Here is a 15,084-nt window from a genome sequence, read left to right on the forward strand (position 1 = left end):
CTATGGCAGATTTAGTACCCCGCATCCAACAAGCCTATTTTCGTAACGGCCCGGCACATCGATCCGGTGCCGATGTCAGCTTTTTGGATATAGTAAAAATTTTTGGTTTCCAAAGTATTAAAATTGGTCGATGGGTTACAGCTTCCGAGCAGCAACTGGCTGCGAATCTGTTTTTTGACGCTTTATCCGACCTGATGCTGCTGTTACAGGTGCCAGAACGAGTGATTTCACTGAATCAAAGCCTGAGCCTGCATTTTGGCATTGGTGGCCAACAAGGCAGCTGCGCTTTTTATCAGCCGCAGGGCCGTTTACTGGCGCTGGCGAAAAATGCGGGTGGAGGCAGCTTAGCGCACGAGTGGTTTCATGCTTTTGATCATTATATTTGCAGCAAATTATTCAGCGATGAGCTTCCAGCTTCTGCTTTTGCCAGTTCCAGCTGGCTAAATAATGCAAAAGTTTCCCCTCACCCACTCAATCAATATTTAGAGCAGAGTTTTGCTGCGTTGTTTTTAACAGCCAATGGCTCTGAACCCAATCACTATGTCAAAACCTCTGCCGCCTTTGATCAGCAACATGGTATTTATTATTACGCCAAACCAGAAGAGCTGGCCGCGCGGGCTTTCGAACATATGCTGCAACAGCAACAACTTAAAAACAGCTTTTTAGTCAGCGGCACTTTGAAAAGTAAAACCTCCAAAGCCGGCTTATACCCAGACTCTGCGTTATCTTCAGTGTTAGCACAGCACTGGCTTGGTTATTTTTCTTTACTCGGTCGTGCTTTGCGTTAACTTTTATTATTCGCAAAAGCCATGGCATAAAAATTGAACAACATCCTGTACTAAACAAATACTGACGGTATTTTGACCAGAGGATCTGAGTAATGAACACAACATGGCGCACAGAAGAACTACGTCGTTTAAATCAGACGATGAAAGCGATAGAGATATTGGCTGAACAACCTGATTTGGCGGTGCTCTATCAAGGTAAAGCCTGGCAATACTGCGACCTGCTGGAGCTTTCTGTCAGGATCTTTAGATTGGCTCAACAAGAAGGTTATGATGTTCAGGCCTTTGAGCTCTGGTTTGCTAAAGATGCAGAGCTCTTTGCTCATTATGGTCTTGAGTGGCGGGTGGGATGAAGCTGAAGCCTTAAAATTGCAGCAAGAGCATCATGGACTTGCTGCGGAATCGTCGCATCAAAGTATTTATTGATCGCTCTTCTCAGCTATTTTTTGCAGATTGGCATTGATCTTAAATAACACGATCAACAACTCGCACCAAATACGAGCCCCAATAGCGCCACCAATCAAAATACCTAATCCAACCAGAAAACCACCACCATAATCAGAAAACATGGCGCCTAAACCGCTGAACACTGAAGCAGCTAACAAGATCCAATACACTGCGGTGATAATTTTTGGCGTTAGCATAGAGTCAAAGAAAAATATACTTTTCATCGGGAAGTCCTTTTATACATTCCGTTAGTTCTGTCACCCTAATTCTGGTAGCGACCAAAACCGGGATTATTGATAGCCATAATTAATAATGGCTAGTTATAAGGTAATGAATTACCTGGGTTATTTCAACAGTTATACAAAAACCTACTTTTCGGCATCAACCAAAATAAGTAAAAGTCCCAAAGCTATGGACCAGTGAGGGTCAAGAGGCAAAATATTGTATGATCAAACTTTTGAAGCGCGATCTCACTTTGGAGGCAAGTTTTTGAATGTGGCTGAATGACCAGCAAATTATCCCTTCCGCTATCCGTAGGTATAGAAAAGCCCTGGCGGCTTCCACGCCCAGGCATATAGTGATCGATGGCCTGTTTGACCAGCAGAAGTTAGATAGCATCTATGCTGTGTTGCAGCAGGAACAATATTGGCAAAGCCAGAAACACAGCTACTCTGCCTTATACGTCGACGAAAGCCAATGGCATGCAACTCCTGACACAGAACGCTTTGTGCAGCGGGATCTGTGGCAAGGTTATATAGCAGGTGCAAATCATGCCCAATCAGCTATTGCGCTGGAGTTTTTGCAATTTCTGCGAGGCACAGAGTTTATGGCCCTGCTCTCGAAGATCTTTGATGTCCAAGTTACGGATATTCATGTTGCCAAGCCTGAAATTAATACCAATTTCTTCCGCTTAGGCGCCAGGGATTTTGTCAATCAACATGCAGATGATTCACCCGGCAGAGAAATCTGTTTGCTGCTGTATTTGAATAAAGACTGGAGCAATGAACAAGGCGGTGAACTGGTTTTTATGGGCAAAGATGATAATTCAGTCACTATCGCGCCTTTATACAACCGCTGTGTATTGTTTGATCCCTCCTCAGAGGGCTCTGAGCATTGGGTAAAAGCTGTAACTCATGGCGCCGCCGCTGCTTATCGCTACAACGTGACAAGTTGGTATTGGTCGGAGTGATGAGTTTGATTGAGCTGCGGGGGGCACTATCTGGCCGGAAGCAGGACACCGAGAGAGGGATTGCCAGCACCATCCATGGTGCTTGCCCTGCGGGCCGCGCTAAAGCGCGTCCAAATTCGCTCCCGGCGAATTTGTCGAACTAAGGGTTCGAACCAAGACCCCACCAAGATGTACTGCAAGTGATTGTTATGATTATAAATCCTATCAAATCAATGATATAATCAACTCCACAGCAGTCAAAGGTGGTACAAAGAGGTGGTACAAATGGGTATGTTAGCTCAACCTTGGAAGCATCCCAAAACAGGCGTTTATTACTGTCGAATCGTCGTCCCTAAAGACATCAGAGAAGCATACGGAAAGACAGAAATCAGAAAGTCTCTTGGCACTAAGTCAGCCGCTGAAGCAAGACGCTTGTTTCCTCATATCTCTGACGGTTATCGCTTTGAGTTTGAAGAACTACGAAGAAAGGCAGAGCTTGCTGACAATCTGAAGGTTCAGGCAGAGGTAAAGCCAGACGTTCTTAATAGGCGTGATGTCAGCATCCTAATATCGCGCTTCTATAACAATGAACTACTGAAAGTACAGCACAGCAAAGAGAACGCGCTTAGTCTTATCACTAAGTACGACCTTATCGCTGTGCGGCTTAGTCAGTGGAATGACAGCAAAGCAGAAGCTACAGATGAATCAGCAGCAGACGGCTTGCCATTGGATTATGAACAGGAATGCTTTGAGCTATTCGCTGATGATGCTGAAGACTTACTTACCAAAGCTGGTTATCTAATTCCAAGAAATCAGGCATCGTTTAAAGCTGTAGTTACAGGTATTGCTAGTGTTATCCCTAAGCTACGTGATGCTGTCACCAGCGCAGTGTTTTGGACAGGTACAGACCCACAGCCTGAACCAATGGCTAACGCTGAGACTTCCCCACCATTGCAGAGAGATAATCCAGAGCAGTCGAAGCCGCTACTTGAGAAGCTAAAAACTGAATCTATAACTGCTGTGTTTGAGCGATACAAAGAGACACAGCTAAGAGCAGCTATAGGCAACGAAAAGTCTGTAGAGCGCACCCTGAACGATTATTCCAGCGTTATTAAGCGCTTTGATGAATTCAGTAACGGTAAGCCTGTCAGCCAAATAACTAAGACTGATATAGGTCACTTTAGGGATTTACTTCTGCGCCTACCTTCAAGACCACGGCGAGAGATTACGTCTAAATCACTGGAAGACCAAATCAAGATAGCTGCATCAGAGAATCTACCACTGCTGTCACCAAACACAGCGAGAAAGCAGATGATGGCTTTAAGCTCAGTGCTTGAATACGCTGTCGAGGTAGGACTAAGTGATAGTAATCCAGCTAGGGGTGCGACAAGACGATTAACTCAGAGCATTGAGCGTGTATCAGGTGAATTTAAACAGTATTCACAGAGCGATCTGGTTAAGATTTTCAGCAGCCCTATATTCACACAGGGATTCAGGCCGTCGAATGGTGCTTATGGTGAAGCTGTCTACTGGTTGCCCTTACTCGCCTACTACACTGGCGCTAGGGTGGAAGAACTGGCACAGCTGTATGTCAGCGATGTAAAGCAAGAGAAAGGCATTCACTACTTACATATCACAGCAGACAAAGCTGACAAGAGCGTTAAGAATAAAGGCAGTGTTCGGAAAGTACCGCTGCATAAGCATTTAGTCGCGCTAGGGTTTATCGACTATGTAAGTCAACAACCTGCTGACGGTCGCGTATTTAGTAAATTAACAAAAGGCAGTGATGGGCGCTATGCCAATAAAATATCTACTTGGTTATCGTATCAGTGGAGAAATAAACTAGACATCAGGCAAGACATTAAACCAATGCACGGCTTTAGACACACATGGAAAACCTTAGCGCGTGATGTAGGCATTCCTAAAGAGGTCAGCGATGCAATCACAGGCCATAGCTCGGGTGATGTGTCAGATACTTATGGTCAGTATTCGCTTGAGTTGCTGAGTAGACAGATCGACTTGATACCTGAAGCGCCATTGATTATATCTATGAGCTAATAGGGCTTGTTTAACAAAGGGAGATTGTTATGGGTAAAGAGCTATACAGATTTAGGTCTATTAAGCGCCTTATTGATAATGGCGAGCTTGAGAAGCAGGTGATTTATTTCGCTTCCCCCGAGGCATTGAACGACCCGATGGAGGGATACCGAGATATTTATTGGTCAGGTGATGATGTTGTTTGGACTAGTTTGTTTCGACATTACTTGTTTTGTTTACATCACGCAACAATCGTTGCACCTCTTAAACCCAGTGAAGATTTGATGACCGACGGAGATATTCCTGTGTTCGGTTCCATTTGCGGGCTAGCTACAGAAGATTGGAAAAATCTTGCAAATAGAACATGCGATACGTTTCTTTCGAACTCAAAAATAAACTTGCTAGTAAGTAGGCTATCCTCGCGCAGCATTCCTGTGAAGCGTGATGAACTTGAAACTCTTTTTAGAACAATCCATTTTTTTGCTCTCAAGGTCGTTTTTGACGTCTTGATTGAAGAGGGCATTTTTGAAGAAAGTAAACGGATTCCATCTAGCGCTGAAAGCACTCTAGATATTATTTCTAACCATGACTTTATCTTTGGTGACCTGACTTTAGATAGCTCAAACGACGATATGAATGCGACATCGTTTTTCTCGTTTCTAAATCGAACTTCAAAAAAGTACCTTCCAGAGAGAGTGCCTAATGCTAACTTAAAAACAACGAACACCGCTCGGTTTCTGCTGCAAGACTTTCCAGCATCTTATACCCGAAGCGTTGAAAAGCTTTGCTTTCCCAAGTGGTATGCGGCGTGCTTTATAGATGACTATAGCAACTCATCTATATGGGCTCACTATGGTTCTGAGCACGCTGGTGTTTGCCTTATTTTTGATGTCAATGAAAGCGCAGACAAGCTGTCAATAAATCTAGAGGCAACAAGCAACTGGTCCAGCAAAGGAGGTTACACGAAAAGCTGGGATGCCTTTCCATTACACAGAGTGACCTATAAAAATACTACGTCTAGTGCAAACTTTTTCAGCTCCCTTGGCTTACTCAATATTCCAACATTAATGAGTATGTGGTACTCAGACAAAAACGGCATTATTAGCCCAAATCTTGACTTTGTAGCTTCAGAGAAAGAATGGCGAAATAAATACTGGGAAAAGTTTTATGAGGCAATAACATTAAAGGGCGAAGTATGGAAGCAAGAGCGGGAATATAGAGCTATTTACACCAGTTCAATTTTTGATTTGTCTGAGCATCAAAATAGATTCTTGAATTACAACTTCTCGACTCTGAGGGGGGTTATATTCGGAATGCGAATTGACCCAGAGAGTAAGATAAAAGTAATCAAAATCCTCAAAGAAAAGTGTAGAGCAAACAATCGTTCTGATTTTCAGTTTTACGATGCTTACTTCTGTTCCAAAGAGAATAAAATCAAAAGGCATTTAATTGACTGAGTCATAGGATTAGATAAGCCCTGACCAAACATAATATTAACTCAGGGCTTACCTCACTTAATCAAAGGCTACTACACAACCAAACCCATATCTATCCCTATAGCACTGGTCAATTATATCCATCAGCCTGAAACCATATCTGGTGATAGTGATATAGCTGTCGTGTATCGGTAAGATAGGGATAGATTCACGCATAGCAGTCAGTAAGATGCTCTCAGTTAAGCAGCTGTCCTCGTATTGGAGTAGCTTCCAACTGGAATGACAGAAGAATTCAGCGATAGGCTGATGAACCTCTTTAAGTATCTCTATGGCCGCTTTAGACTCAGTAACAGGTATCTCATGTTTGTCACGTAGCGCCAGCCATGTAGCTTTCTCACTGTCAGCGTTTAGCATTACCAGAATTACCTTTTTCACTATGTCTCTGGATAGGCCAGTAATAGCGTAGCAATCTGCTGGTGCTTCTAAGCCCTTGAGATTGTAAAGGATGCGTGGATGTAGGCTTTTAATGTCTATCTCTACTGTCGGTTGGTTATCTACCTGAATTGTCTGGCGTTCAACTTTAGTCAGTCTTTGAACATTCGCATAGAACCGCCCGCCAGCACTCATAGAGCCTTTGAATACTCGCTTACAAATCAAATCTCTTGGATTAATAGGCTGGTATTGCTCACTGAATACAATGCTCTCAGAGCCTAGCTGAGACTCTCTTAGGGTGGCTTTCATATCTACCGGAAGATAAGACCAGCACGAAGCTAAACGGATCTGGTTAGTGGTCTTGATGTTCTGGCGAATATCCAGCGTAACCTGATTATCCATGTAATCAATTAAGCATGAGCTATCGTCTTTCAGATAGATAAGTTCAATATCTTCAGTAAACCACACTAGCTTTAACTCAGTGGAATTAAGCCCACGTAAACGCTGCCTAAAGCCCTCTGTTGGATAGAATAACGTAGCTAAGCCTTTGTCATAGCCCTTAGATTTAAAGCCCTCTGCATAGCTGATATAGCCATGCTTCACTAAGTCTTTCAGCACTAAGGCCAGCTTAGGCAAAGCAAAGTCGTTCACTGCGTAGCGCTTTGGTGTCTTAAAGCTCTGGCTAGTGGTCTGACACAGAAAGCCTGTCATTTGTCCTGTGGCTCTGTTGCATTCATCAGCTAAGCACAAGTTAAGTAAAGCGCATTGCAGAGCTTGTCTGGTCGGTGTCTTGCTTCTGTTGTGTAACGCCGGATAAAGCTCACTAAGTAAGTTATCTACCCATTCACCAGCTAATCCTCTGTCCAGCGCTGGCTTAAAGGCTCTTACGCTTACTGGCTTACTCCAGCGCTTAGATAGCGCAGAACTCCACTGATTGTGTATCTCAGGTTGTTTAATAGAATTGAATAACATGAACCCTCCTATGAATTGTTGTAACTACTTTGAAGGGCTTGTATTTACTGGCTTAGTTCTAAATCATCACTATATGGCTATAGGTATATCTCTAAGATAGTAAAGTGATAGTCAGCTCCTTCTTACTCATAGGAACGTCACCTACTTAGGTTATTGAATTAACTAGGTAAATTATCTATTAAGTATATTCATTACAGATACGAGCTAGGGCAGAGTTAAAGGTAGGCTCAAGACAAGGTTATATAGGCTCAGGGGTTTACTTGAGGATGCTTTAAGCTGTCTCATTGCTGGTACTTAATTGATTGATACTAATGAATAAACTACTTAGATATGACAGGTAAAAACACAGGGTAAGGAATGCTGATGCTGACTTATGCTTCCCCTTAGGTACGCCACCTGTGGAGGCTAGGGTTAGCTAAGGGATGCCTTAAAGTTGTGACTTAGGGCCAGCTAAAGGTTGCCTCAAAGTGATGACTGATACTTAGCTAAGAGCCGCCTCAAAATGGTGACTTGGAGACTGATTTAAGGCGGCTGTTAGACTGGCTAAGGGCTACTACAGGACAAACTCAGAACGGTCACAGGCAAGCGTTACAACTTCCCTTAGGTCTACAAACAGATGCTTCAGGTCTGTCAATGCTGCCCTGTCATTCCTAAAAGCTTGTGCTAGTGCTGTGGTGTCATAATCGTACAGGTTAAACAGGTCGTCTATTGCGTTGTTCATTTGGTGTAAATGGTTAGATTGTTCCATCTTGAATGCTCCTTACTACTTGAGAACTGGCGCGCATTATCTACAAGACAGATCGAGTGTCAACTTATTTTATTATTTATTATCAATCACTTACGATAACTTATCACTGGTGAGTGATTGTTTAATGAGGAGTCTTTGACCAACCTGCACTTTTGCAGGATGGTGATTAGGTACAAGTTATAGCGTCGAGATTTGAAATCAGTCAGGCTCTACTTTTAGCGAGCGCAAATGTGCGCGCGGTATATTGCACAACCTTGACTAACTCTATATGCGACAAAAACGTACAGGCCAGAAACTAACAGAATCCTATTTCCTCGTTTGAATTTTCTAAACACCAAATTTGGTGGTTCGGGTATTAGATAGCACTTACTCCACAGACCGGAAAGATGCGGGCTGTAATTAACAGTACAAAGCAGCAGATAAGCTAGAAGTAACCGAAAATATGCGGTCACTTAAACTATTGATACAGGGTAAAACGAATTAGCTCTAACCAGAGAAAATCACTGGATTGCACAAATTTTGAGCGCACCGGAAATGTGCAGTGCGTTAAATGGGAACGCAGAGAACGTAAGCAATTAGAATCAACCGAAAATATTCGGGTAATCCGTGCTGGTAAAGGACAGCAAGGTTTCATGACCCTAGCGGCACAAAAGGCACTCTTTATGTGCGCCGCTTGGTGTGACTATGAGTTCCATGATGTCGTCTTTGAAACCTTCAATCTGGTTGTAGAGGGTAAGGCAGAAGAAGCTTTCGCTAAGGCCAGTACAGTAACCTTAAAGATTCGTAAGGGACTAGCTAAGCGTCACGCACCTGATATGGATGTTATACGCATTCAGCAACACGCTGGGACGCTATGTGAATCTTACTGATTACAGTCCAGTAGTTTTCTGTCATCATCCACAATCTAATTCCGAAGTTGATGGGTAATTATAGGCATGTCAGACACTAAAAATTTAACGGATTACGTTTTGAAATGCTCTGAATCTTTAGTGCTGTTGCACGCACATCAACAATATGAAGCTGCCATTTCTCTGTGGTATGTTTACGTAGAGCAGTTGTCTTGGTTATCAACAAGCAAAGATAACGTGCATCCAGAGGATTTTAAACACTGGATTAAAGATTATATATTGCCTGAGATTGACTCTGCGTGTTCGGCTGATGACTTTTGGGCGGCCCGTTGCGGTTTATTGCACATGGGAACTGCTCAGTCTTCACATGTTGTCAGGGGTGATGCTGCAAGCGTCTACTACTATTCGGGAAATGTGACTGCACAGGACTCGCAGAGATTGAATTATAAGTTTGTAAACGTGACACAGTTGCTAAGCTCCTACATTGCTGGTGCAGTACATTTTATTGATGATATTGAGCACCAACCTGAAAAGATTCAGAGAGCAAATGAAAAATTGTCAAACATGCTCTCATTCACTAAAACATCTTAGATTCGGCTTGAGTAACTTTCTTATGTGAATCACTATCGACCAGCGATATTACTAACCTAGCCACTACTAACAATCCCATGCACAGAGCCTTTGCTAATCCCTAACTCTTTGGCAATGGCTCCCATAGATAACCCTTGCTGGTGCAATGATAGTACCGCATCCCTGTCTATAGACTTCTTACGGCCAAACTGTACGCCTTTCTCTTTAGCTGTCGCTATACCATCCATTTGACGCTCATGGCGTAGCGACAACTCAAACTCAGCGACAGCAGCAATCATATTGAACATGAGCTTACCTACACTGGTAGTTGTGTCAATTTTCTGGTCAATGACTTCCAGACCTACGCCGCGACTCTCTAAGTCTTTCGCTATGTTGCTCAGATCGACCACAGAGCGCCCTAAGCGGTCTAGTTTGGTAATGACTACCACATCACCTTCTCGTACATAAGACAGCATCTTGTCTAGTTCTGGTCGCTTATGGCTGGTCGCTGATACCTTCTCTTGGAATATCTTGTCACAGCCTTTAAGAGCCTCTAGCTGAACATCAAGCTTCTGTCCTGTAGTAGATACCCGAGCATAACCAACACGCAAACCCATAACAAACTCCGTTCAATAATCTTTTAAATGATGATGAACATATATTAAATGAACTGAATTTGAACGGTCAATATCTGTATTCAATTTCTTTTAAATTAATGAACGATGTGGTCGCTTGTGCTTTAGCTCGTTGTGGTCAGCTGTGTGGGCTATTAGTTAGCAAAACACTTCCTTTCATTCTCGCTAAGTGCTACCCCCACAGGGGGGGAAGTCGGCTTTTAGTTTGTAGATATATGCGTTCAGATTTTTGCTGTAAAAATTTCCTGAGGCAATAGGTGTAACTCACAGGTCAATTTGAGACAAAAGGATTACAGCAAGGATTCACAGAGATACAAAGGGGTGGTACAATTCGAGCATAAACAGATTTAAATTAACTATTTACAATCAACAACTTAGACATTCAATTGTGGAACTAAGGGTTCGAACCAAGACCTGGCTCTGCGGATTAAATGAAAAAGGCCCACGCAAAAGCGTGGGCCTTTTTCATTTAAACTGGCGGAGAGAGAGGGATTCGAACCCTCGTTAGGGGTTAACCTAAACACACTTTCCAGGCGTGCGCCTTCAGCCACTCAGCCATCTCTCCGAGGCTTGCTACAGCAAGCGCGGCTATCCTATTGAAAATCACCGCGCCGTGCAACAGTTAAATACAAAGCTATGTTCTTTTGCTGGAATTTTCAGCAAAACTCACTAGTAACGCCTTAAGCGTTGCCTTTTACCGGCATTTGCGCTGATTTTGCGAAGTTCAGCATTCTGTCCAAGGGGATTAACGCCTGTTCACGTAAATCCGCATCAACAAATATCTCATGGCCTTCTGATTGCAGTAAAGCGTCCTCAATCGCCTTCAGACCGTTCATCGCCATCCACGGACAATGTGCGCAGCTACGGCAGGTTGCGCCGTTACCGCCTGTTGGAGCTTCGATAAAGGTCTTCTCTGGCATAGCCTGTTGCATCTTATAGAAGATGCCGCGGTCTGTTGCCACGATAAAAGTGTCATTTGGCATGGTCTGGCTGGCTTTGATCAGCTGACTGGTCGAACCTACCGCATCGGCTAAATCCACCACGTTGGCTGGGGATTCAGGGTGAACCAGCACAGCAGCGTTTGGATATTGCTTTTTCAGCTCCACCAGCGCTTTGGCTTTAAACTCGTCATGCACAATACAGGCGCCCTGCCATAACAGTATGTCGGCTCCGGTTTGTTTTTGCACATAAGCACCCAGGTGACGATCCGGGCCCCATAAAATCTTTTTGCCTTCACTGTCTAAGTGCTCCACCACATCCAAAGCGATAGAAGATGTTACCACCCAATCTGCGCGGGCTTTTACCGCAGCAGAGGTATTGGCGTACACCACCACGACACGGTCAGGGTGCTGGTCGCAAAAGGCGCTGAACGCATCTGCAGGACAGCCTAAGTCCAGTGAACAAGTGGCTTCAAGAGTCGGCATTAATACGGTTTTTTCCGGGTTCAGAATTTTGGCAGTTTCGCCCATAAACTTCACACCGGCCACTATTAAGGTTTTGGCTGAATGCTTATTGCCAAAACGTGCCATCTCCAGCGAGTCTGACACACAACCGCCCGTCTCCTCAGCCAATGCCTGAATTTCTGGGTCTGTGTAATAGTGCGCAACCAATACAGCATCACGCTGCTGTAATAAAAGCTTGATACGTTCTTTGTAGGCAGCTTTTTGATCCGCGTCTAACGGTAAAGGTTTTTTCGGGAATACAAAGTCAAGTTCGTTAAAATGCAGTGCTTGATCCATAACGGCCACCCGGTTTTAAAAAATGCGGCATTATACACAAAAAGCTTAGCTTAAAACACAAAGAAGGCGATGATTGCATGGTGGGTCATGATGGATTCGAACCATCGACCAACGGATTAAAAGTCCGCTGCTCTACCAGCTGAGCTAATGACCCCTGCCGCGGACGCATATCTTACTTATTTAAATTTCCAGTGCAACCAAAAATTATCAGAAAGGCCATTTTCTTTGTTCAACTGCTTAAAATGCCAGCATAAAAACGCAGACTCAGGCAAAACAGAAACTGATGGTATTATTTATGTACAGCAAAATGGTTACTACCGCTTGCAAGTTACAGCACTGATCACGGCTGCCATTGCATAACTTTTCTGCATGATTCTAAGAAAAATTTTGTCCGACCTGATTTAGAAATGATAGTTCAGGACGTCAACATATAAAAAACCCCGGCATTTGGCCAGGGCTTATATTCATCACAACAGCTTGATTACAGAGTCTCTAACTTCGCCTTCGCCGCTTTTGCAGGTTTAGACTGTGGGTACTTGCTAACTAAAAGTTGATAAAACTGCTTGGCTGCAGCTGTATCCCCCTCTCGTTCTGACAATTGGCCCAATTTAGACAAAGAATCCGCAGCTTTTGCTGACTGTGGATATTGAGCTACTACACGCTCAAACTGCGCTTTGGCTTTCAACAGTTCATTTTTAGTAAAAAACAACTGGCCTAACCAATAGTAGGAGTTTGGTGCATAGCTGGAATCCGGGTAAGTACGGACGAAATTTTCAAACGCAGGGATAGCTGCATCATAGGCGCGATCTTTTAGCACCAGATTCACCGCACTCTCATAAGCATCACTTTCCGAAGGGCTCGAAGAAGCTACTGTATCGTCTGCATCAGCGGTCGGTCCAGCAGTCTGAGACTCACCACCATTAACTACGGCGGCAGGATTGCCCACAGGCGCTTGTTCAGCTGGAGTTGCTGGTGTGCTTGGTTGTGTCGGAGTGGCGGAAGTTGAACCTGAAGCGGCACCAGTGCCCATTCTCCGATCAATTTCCTGATAAATATTGCGTTGTTGCTGCAATATTTCTTCTAATTTGTAGGAATGCATCTCAGTGATGCCACGCAATTCAGACACTTCGTCTAATAAAGCGGACACTTGCTGTTGCATAGCAACCTGAGCATTAGCTCTGGCCTCAACAATACGTTCCAATGCAGCTATACGGTCAGCCGTGGATGCGTATTTTGGAGTCTGGATAGCGCCACCGCCAGCGCGGGACAGATCGGCTACAGGAGCCGGATCTGCCCACGAGGCAATGCTGATAACAGAAAGCGCAGTAACTAAAGATTTTTTCACTGCTTTGCTTCGTATCAGTTATTAGTAAACTAAAACAGCGCGACGGTTCTTAGAGAAAGCGCTCTCGTCGTTACCTTCAACAGCTGGTTTCTCTTCGCCGTAGCTAACTACTGACATTTGGCCAGCAGCAACGCCCAGGTTTGCTAAGTATTGAGTCACAGCTTGACCGCGACGTTCGCCTAACGCGATGTTGTACTCTGGAGTACCACGAGCATCAGTGTGACCTTCAACAGTTACAGTGATGTTAGTGCGAGCGCGTAAGAAGGCAGCGTGAGCTTCCAGCACAGAAGCGAATTCTGAACGGATAGCTGACTGGTCGAAGTCGAAGTAAATAGTATTGTCTTGACGCAGAGCTTCTAATTGCTGACGCAGCAATTCTTCAGCTGACAGGCCTTGTTCAACTACTTGGTTAGTGTTTGCACCAGTGTTTGCATCAGTAGCAGCTACTTCATCAGTTGAGCTACAAGCAGCTAAAGTTAACACTGGCACTGCAACTAACAAGCCTTTTAAAACTTTGTTTAAGTTCATAATTGTTGTCCTTAGTAAATCAATTAACCAAATTTTCGTTTTTATTAAAATGGTGACCAAGCCGGAGATTTGACTCTGCCGTTTGCCGCCGGTAACCGTGCTTTAAAGCGCCCATCCATGGATACCAGTGCCAGTACTTGTGACGAACCGTACAAAGTACTATAAATTATCATTGAGCCATTCGGCGCAATGCTTGGTGACTCGTCCAGATAAGTGCGAGTCAACACCTGCATATAGCGACTCTCAACGTCCATGCGGGCGATATTATACTGGCCATTTGTTCTGTTGACCATAACAATACCACTTCCATCTGGTGTATAAGAGGCAGCTAGATTCATTTCACCCTCAAATGTTACCCTTTCAGTAACACCTGAAGCTATATTTACGCTATAAATTTGTGGATTACCACCACGTTCTGAACTAAAAATCAGCTTAGAACCATCCGGAGACCAGTTCGGTTCCGTATCAATACGTCTATGATTCGTCAGTTTTGTCAGTGCTTTAGTCGCAATGTCCATCACATAAACTTCAGCATTACCATCTTTTGATAACACCATAGCCATTTTACGACCATCAGGCGACCATTTCGGTGCACCATTAATTCCTTTGAAACTGGTCAATATACTGCGACGGCCAGTGTAAATATCTTGAATATAAATTTGTGACTGGCGTTTCTCGAAAGTCACATAAGCTAATTTAGTACCATCAGGTGACCAGGCTGGCGACATCAAAGGCTCTTTCGCTCTTAATAACACCTGCTCATTTTCACCGTCGTAATCAGCTACAACTAGTTGATATCTAAAGTCTGCTTTGTCGCGTACTAACACATAGGCTATTTTAGTTAAAAAAGCACCACGTTCACCAGTTAATTTTTCATACACTATATCACTAATGCGATGCGCATATTGTCTAAACTGATCACCGCTAATGGTTGTCTCGCGTGCATCAAGAATATGAGTCAGGCCTGTGGTCAGTTGACCACCGATAATTGCCGACGATGAACCACCGCCTGAAGCGCCTTTAAAGACGTCGACTAACTCGAAACGTACTGCATATCTGTTAACACCAACCTCACGGATAGTGCCTGTTACCACAGCTTCAACACCCTGTTTCATCCAGCGCTGGTAATCAATTTCTTTGCTGTTCGTAGGCTGCTGAGGCATCCGCGTAACAGCGATAGGATTGAATTTACCGCTGCGCATTAAATCTGCAGACACAATATCAGCAATACGTTGATTTGGAAGCGTATTTCCTTCAAATTTAAATGGTACTATGGCTACAGGACGCGCACTGTCTACGCCATCAGTGATGACAATTTCTAAACTGGCATACGATTTTGCACTTAGCACCAGGGCAAACGCCACCAGGCTTTTTCCTATCAACTTCAGCATATT

The 15,084-nt window shown here is 43.9% G+C and carries 14 protein-coding genes and 2 tRNA genes; 6 read left to right on the forward strand and 10 right to left on the reverse strand.

What is annotated here, in order from left to right; all coding sequences use genetic code 11:
* The first annotated feature begins 2 nt into the window (after positions 1 to 2).
* Complete coding sequence (locus WH43_RS05875; RefSeq protein WP_053423709.1) at positions 3 to 788, forward strand: CLCA_X family protein; 786 nt, start codon at positions 3 to 5, stop codon at positions 786 to 788.
* Between the two features lie 92 nt (positions 789 to 880).
* Entirely contained in the window at positions 881 to 1,138 is a 258-nt protein-coding gene (locus tag WH43_RS05880; protein ID WP_053423710.1) for a hypothetical protein, read from the forward strand.
* Between the two features lie 66 nt (positions 1,139 to 1,204).
* Here WH43_RS05880 and WH43_RS05885 read toward each other — a convergent pair whose 3' ends face one another.
* Positions 1,205 to 1,456, reverse strand: coding sequence for a DUF4282 domain-containing protein (locus WH43_RS05885; RefSeq protein ID WP_053423711.1), 252 nt, complete (start codon positions 1,454 to 1,456; stop codon positions 1,205 to 1,207).
* 269 nt (positions 1,457 to 1,725) lie between these two features.
* Between WH43_RS05885 and WH43_RS05890 the strand changes: the two genes are divergently transcribed.
* The 3 genes from WH43_RS05890 to WH43_RS05900 all read left to right on the forward strand — a co-directional run bounded on the left by WH43_RS05890 (position 1,726) and on the right by WH43_RS05900 (position 5,894).
* Positions 1,726 to 2,421 (forward strand): 2OG-Fe(II) oxygenase, encoded by a 696-nt coding sequence (locus WH43_RS05890; RefSeq protein WP_053423712.1) that lies wholly within the window; start codon positions 1,726 to 1,728, stop codon positions 2,419 to 2,421.
* Between the two features lie 264 nt (positions 2,422 to 2,685).
* Complete coding sequence (locus WH43_RS05895; RefSeq protein WP_053423713.1) at positions 2,686 to 4,458, forward strand: site-specific integrase; 1,773 nt, start codon at positions 2,686 to 2,688, stop codon at positions 4,456 to 4,458.
* 29 nt (positions 4,459 to 4,487) lie between these two features.
* Positions 4,488 to 5,894 (forward strand): DUF2971 domain-containing protein, encoded by a 1,407-nt coding sequence (locus tag WH43_RS05900; protein WP_053423714.1) that lies wholly within the window; start codon positions 4,488 to 4,490, stop codon positions 5,892 to 5,894.
* Between the two features lie 57 nt (positions 5,895 to 5,951).
* On the opposite strand, the gene WH43_RS05905 is transcribed toward WH43_RS05900, so the two are convergent.
* Entirely contained in the window at positions 5,952 to 7,277 is a 1,326-nt protein-coding gene (locus WH43_RS05905; RefSeq protein ID WP_053423715.1) for a hypothetical protein, read from the reverse strand.
* Positions 7,278 to 7,830: 553 nt separating this feature from the next.
* The gene (locus tag WH43_RS05910) at positions 7,831 to 8,025 is read right to left on the reverse strand and encodes a hypothetical protein (protein WP_053423716.1); all 195 of its coding nucleotides are present in this window, start codon (positions 8,023 to 8,025) and stop codon (positions 7,831 to 7,833) included.
* 935 nt (positions 8,026 to 8,960) lie between these two features.
* Between WH43_RS05910 and WH43_RS05920 the strand changes: the two genes are divergently transcribed.
* Positions 8,961 to 9,464: a hypothetical protein gene (locus tag WH43_RS05920; protein ID WP_053423718.1), complete on the forward strand. Its 504-nt coding sequence runs from the start codon at positions 8,961 to 8,963 to the stop codon at positions 9,462 to 9,464.
* 56 nt (positions 9,465 to 9,520) lie between these two features.
* On the opposite strand, the gene WH43_RS05925 is transcribed toward WH43_RS05920, so the two are convergent.
* From WH43_RS05925 to tolB, 7 genes are all read right to left on the reverse strand, one after another.
* Positions 9,521 to 10,060, reverse strand: coding sequence for a recombinase family protein (locus WH43_RS05925; protein WP_053423719.1), 540 nt, complete (start codon positions 10,058 to 10,060; stop codon positions 9,521 to 9,523).
* A gap of 493 nt (positions 10,061 to 10,553) precedes the next feature.
* A tRNA-Ser gene (locus tag WH43_RS05930) sits at positions 10,554 to 10,643 on the reverse strand.
* Positions 10,644 to 10,758: 115 nt separating this feature from the next.
* Positions 10,759 to 11,817 carry a quinolinate synthase NadA gene (nadA, locus tag WH43_RS05935; RefSeq protein ID WP_053423720.1) on the reverse strand — a complete coding sequence of 353 codons (1,059 nt, stop codon included), beginning with the start codon at positions 11,815 to 11,817 and terminating at the stop codon, positions 10,759 to 10,761.
* A 78-nt stretch (positions 11,818 to 11,895) separates the two neighbouring features.
* Positions 11,896 to 11,971 (reverse strand) — tRNA-Lys (locus tag WH43_RS05940).
* Positions 11,972 to 12,298: 327 nt separating this feature from the next.
* Positions 12,299 to 13,162 carry a tol-pal system protein YbgF gene (gene ybgF / locus WH43_RS05945; protein WP_053423721.1) on the reverse strand — a complete coding sequence of 288 codons (864 nt, stop codon included), beginning with the start codon at positions 13,160 to 13,162 and terminating at the stop codon, positions 12,299 to 12,301.
* A 21-nt stretch (positions 13,163 to 13,183) separates the two neighbouring features.
* Complete coding sequence (pal, locus tag WH43_RS05950) at positions 13,184 to 13,690, reverse strand: peptidoglycan-associated lipoprotein Pal (RefSeq protein WP_046520642.1); 507 nt, start codon at positions 13,688 to 13,690, stop codon at positions 13,184 to 13,186.
* Between the two features lie 44 nt (positions 13,691 to 13,734).
* The gene (tolB, locus tag WH43_RS05955) at positions 13,735 to 15,081 is read right to left on the reverse strand and encodes a Tol-Pal system beta propeller repeat protein TolB (protein ID WP_053423722.1); all 1,347 of its coding nucleotides are present in this window, start codon (positions 15,079 to 15,081) and stop codon (positions 13,735 to 13,737) included.
* Positions 15,082 to 15,084: the final 3 nt, after the last annotated feature.

It is taken from the genome of Rheinheimera sp. KL1 (genome assembly GCF_001275035.1).
Lineage (GTDB): Bacteria > Pseudomonadota > Gammaproteobacteria > Enterobacterales > Alteromonadaceae > Pararheinheimera > Pararheinheimera tangshanensis.

Excerpts from the sequence above, each read along its gene's own strand:
- WH43_RS05875 (WP_053423709.1), top strand. The coding sequence starts at position 3 with ATGGCAGATTTAGTACCCCGCATCCAACAAGCCTATTTTCGTAACGGC.
- WH43_RS05880 (WP_053423710.1), top strand. The coding sequence starts at position 881 with ATGAACACAACATGGCGCACAGAAGAACTACGTCGTTTAAATCAGACG.
- WH43_RS05885 (WP_053423711.1), bottom strand. The coding sequence starts at position 1,456 with ATGAAAAGTATATTTTTCTTTGACTCTATGCTAACGCCAAAAATTATC.
- WH43_RS05890 (WP_053423712.1), top strand. The coding sequence starts at position 1,726 with ATGTGGCTGAATGACCAGCAAATTATCCCTTCCGCTATCCGTAGGTAT.
- WH43_RS05895 (WP_053423713.1), top strand. The coding sequence starts at position 2,686 with ATGGGTATGTTAGCTCAACCTTGGAAGCATCCCAAAACAGGCGTTTAT.
- WH43_RS05900 (WP_053423714.1), top strand. The coding sequence starts at position 4,488 with ATGGGTAAAGAGCTATACAGATTTAGGTCTATTAAGCGCCTTATTGAT.
- WH43_RS05905 (WP_053423715.1), bottom strand. The coding sequence starts at position 7,277 with ATGTTATTCAATTCTATTAAACAACCTGAGATACACAATCAGTGGAGT.
- WH43_RS05910 (WP_053423716.1), bottom strand. The coding sequence starts at position 8,025 with ATGGAACAATCTAACCATTTACACCAAATGAACAACGCAATAGACGAC.
- WH43_RS05920 (WP_053423718.1), top strand. The coding sequence starts at position 8,961 with ATGTCAGACACTAAAAATTTAACGGATTACGTTTTGAAATGCTCTGAA.
- WH43_RS05925 (WP_053423719.1), bottom strand. The coding sequence starts at position 10,060 with ATGGGTTTGCGTGTTGGTTATGCTCGGGTATCTACTACAGGACAGAAG.
- nadA (WP_053423720.1), bottom strand. The coding sequence starts at position 11,817 with ATGGATCAAGCACTGCATTTTAACGAACTTGACTTTGTATTCCCGAAA.
- pal (WP_046520642.1), bottom strand. The coding sequence starts at position 13,690 with ATGAACTTAAACAAAGTTTTAAAAGGCTTGTTAGTTGCAGTGCCAGTG.
- tolB (WP_053423722.1), bottom strand. The coding sequence starts at position 15,081 with ATGCTGAAGTTGATAGGAAAAAGCCTGGTGGCGTTTGCCCTGGTGCTA.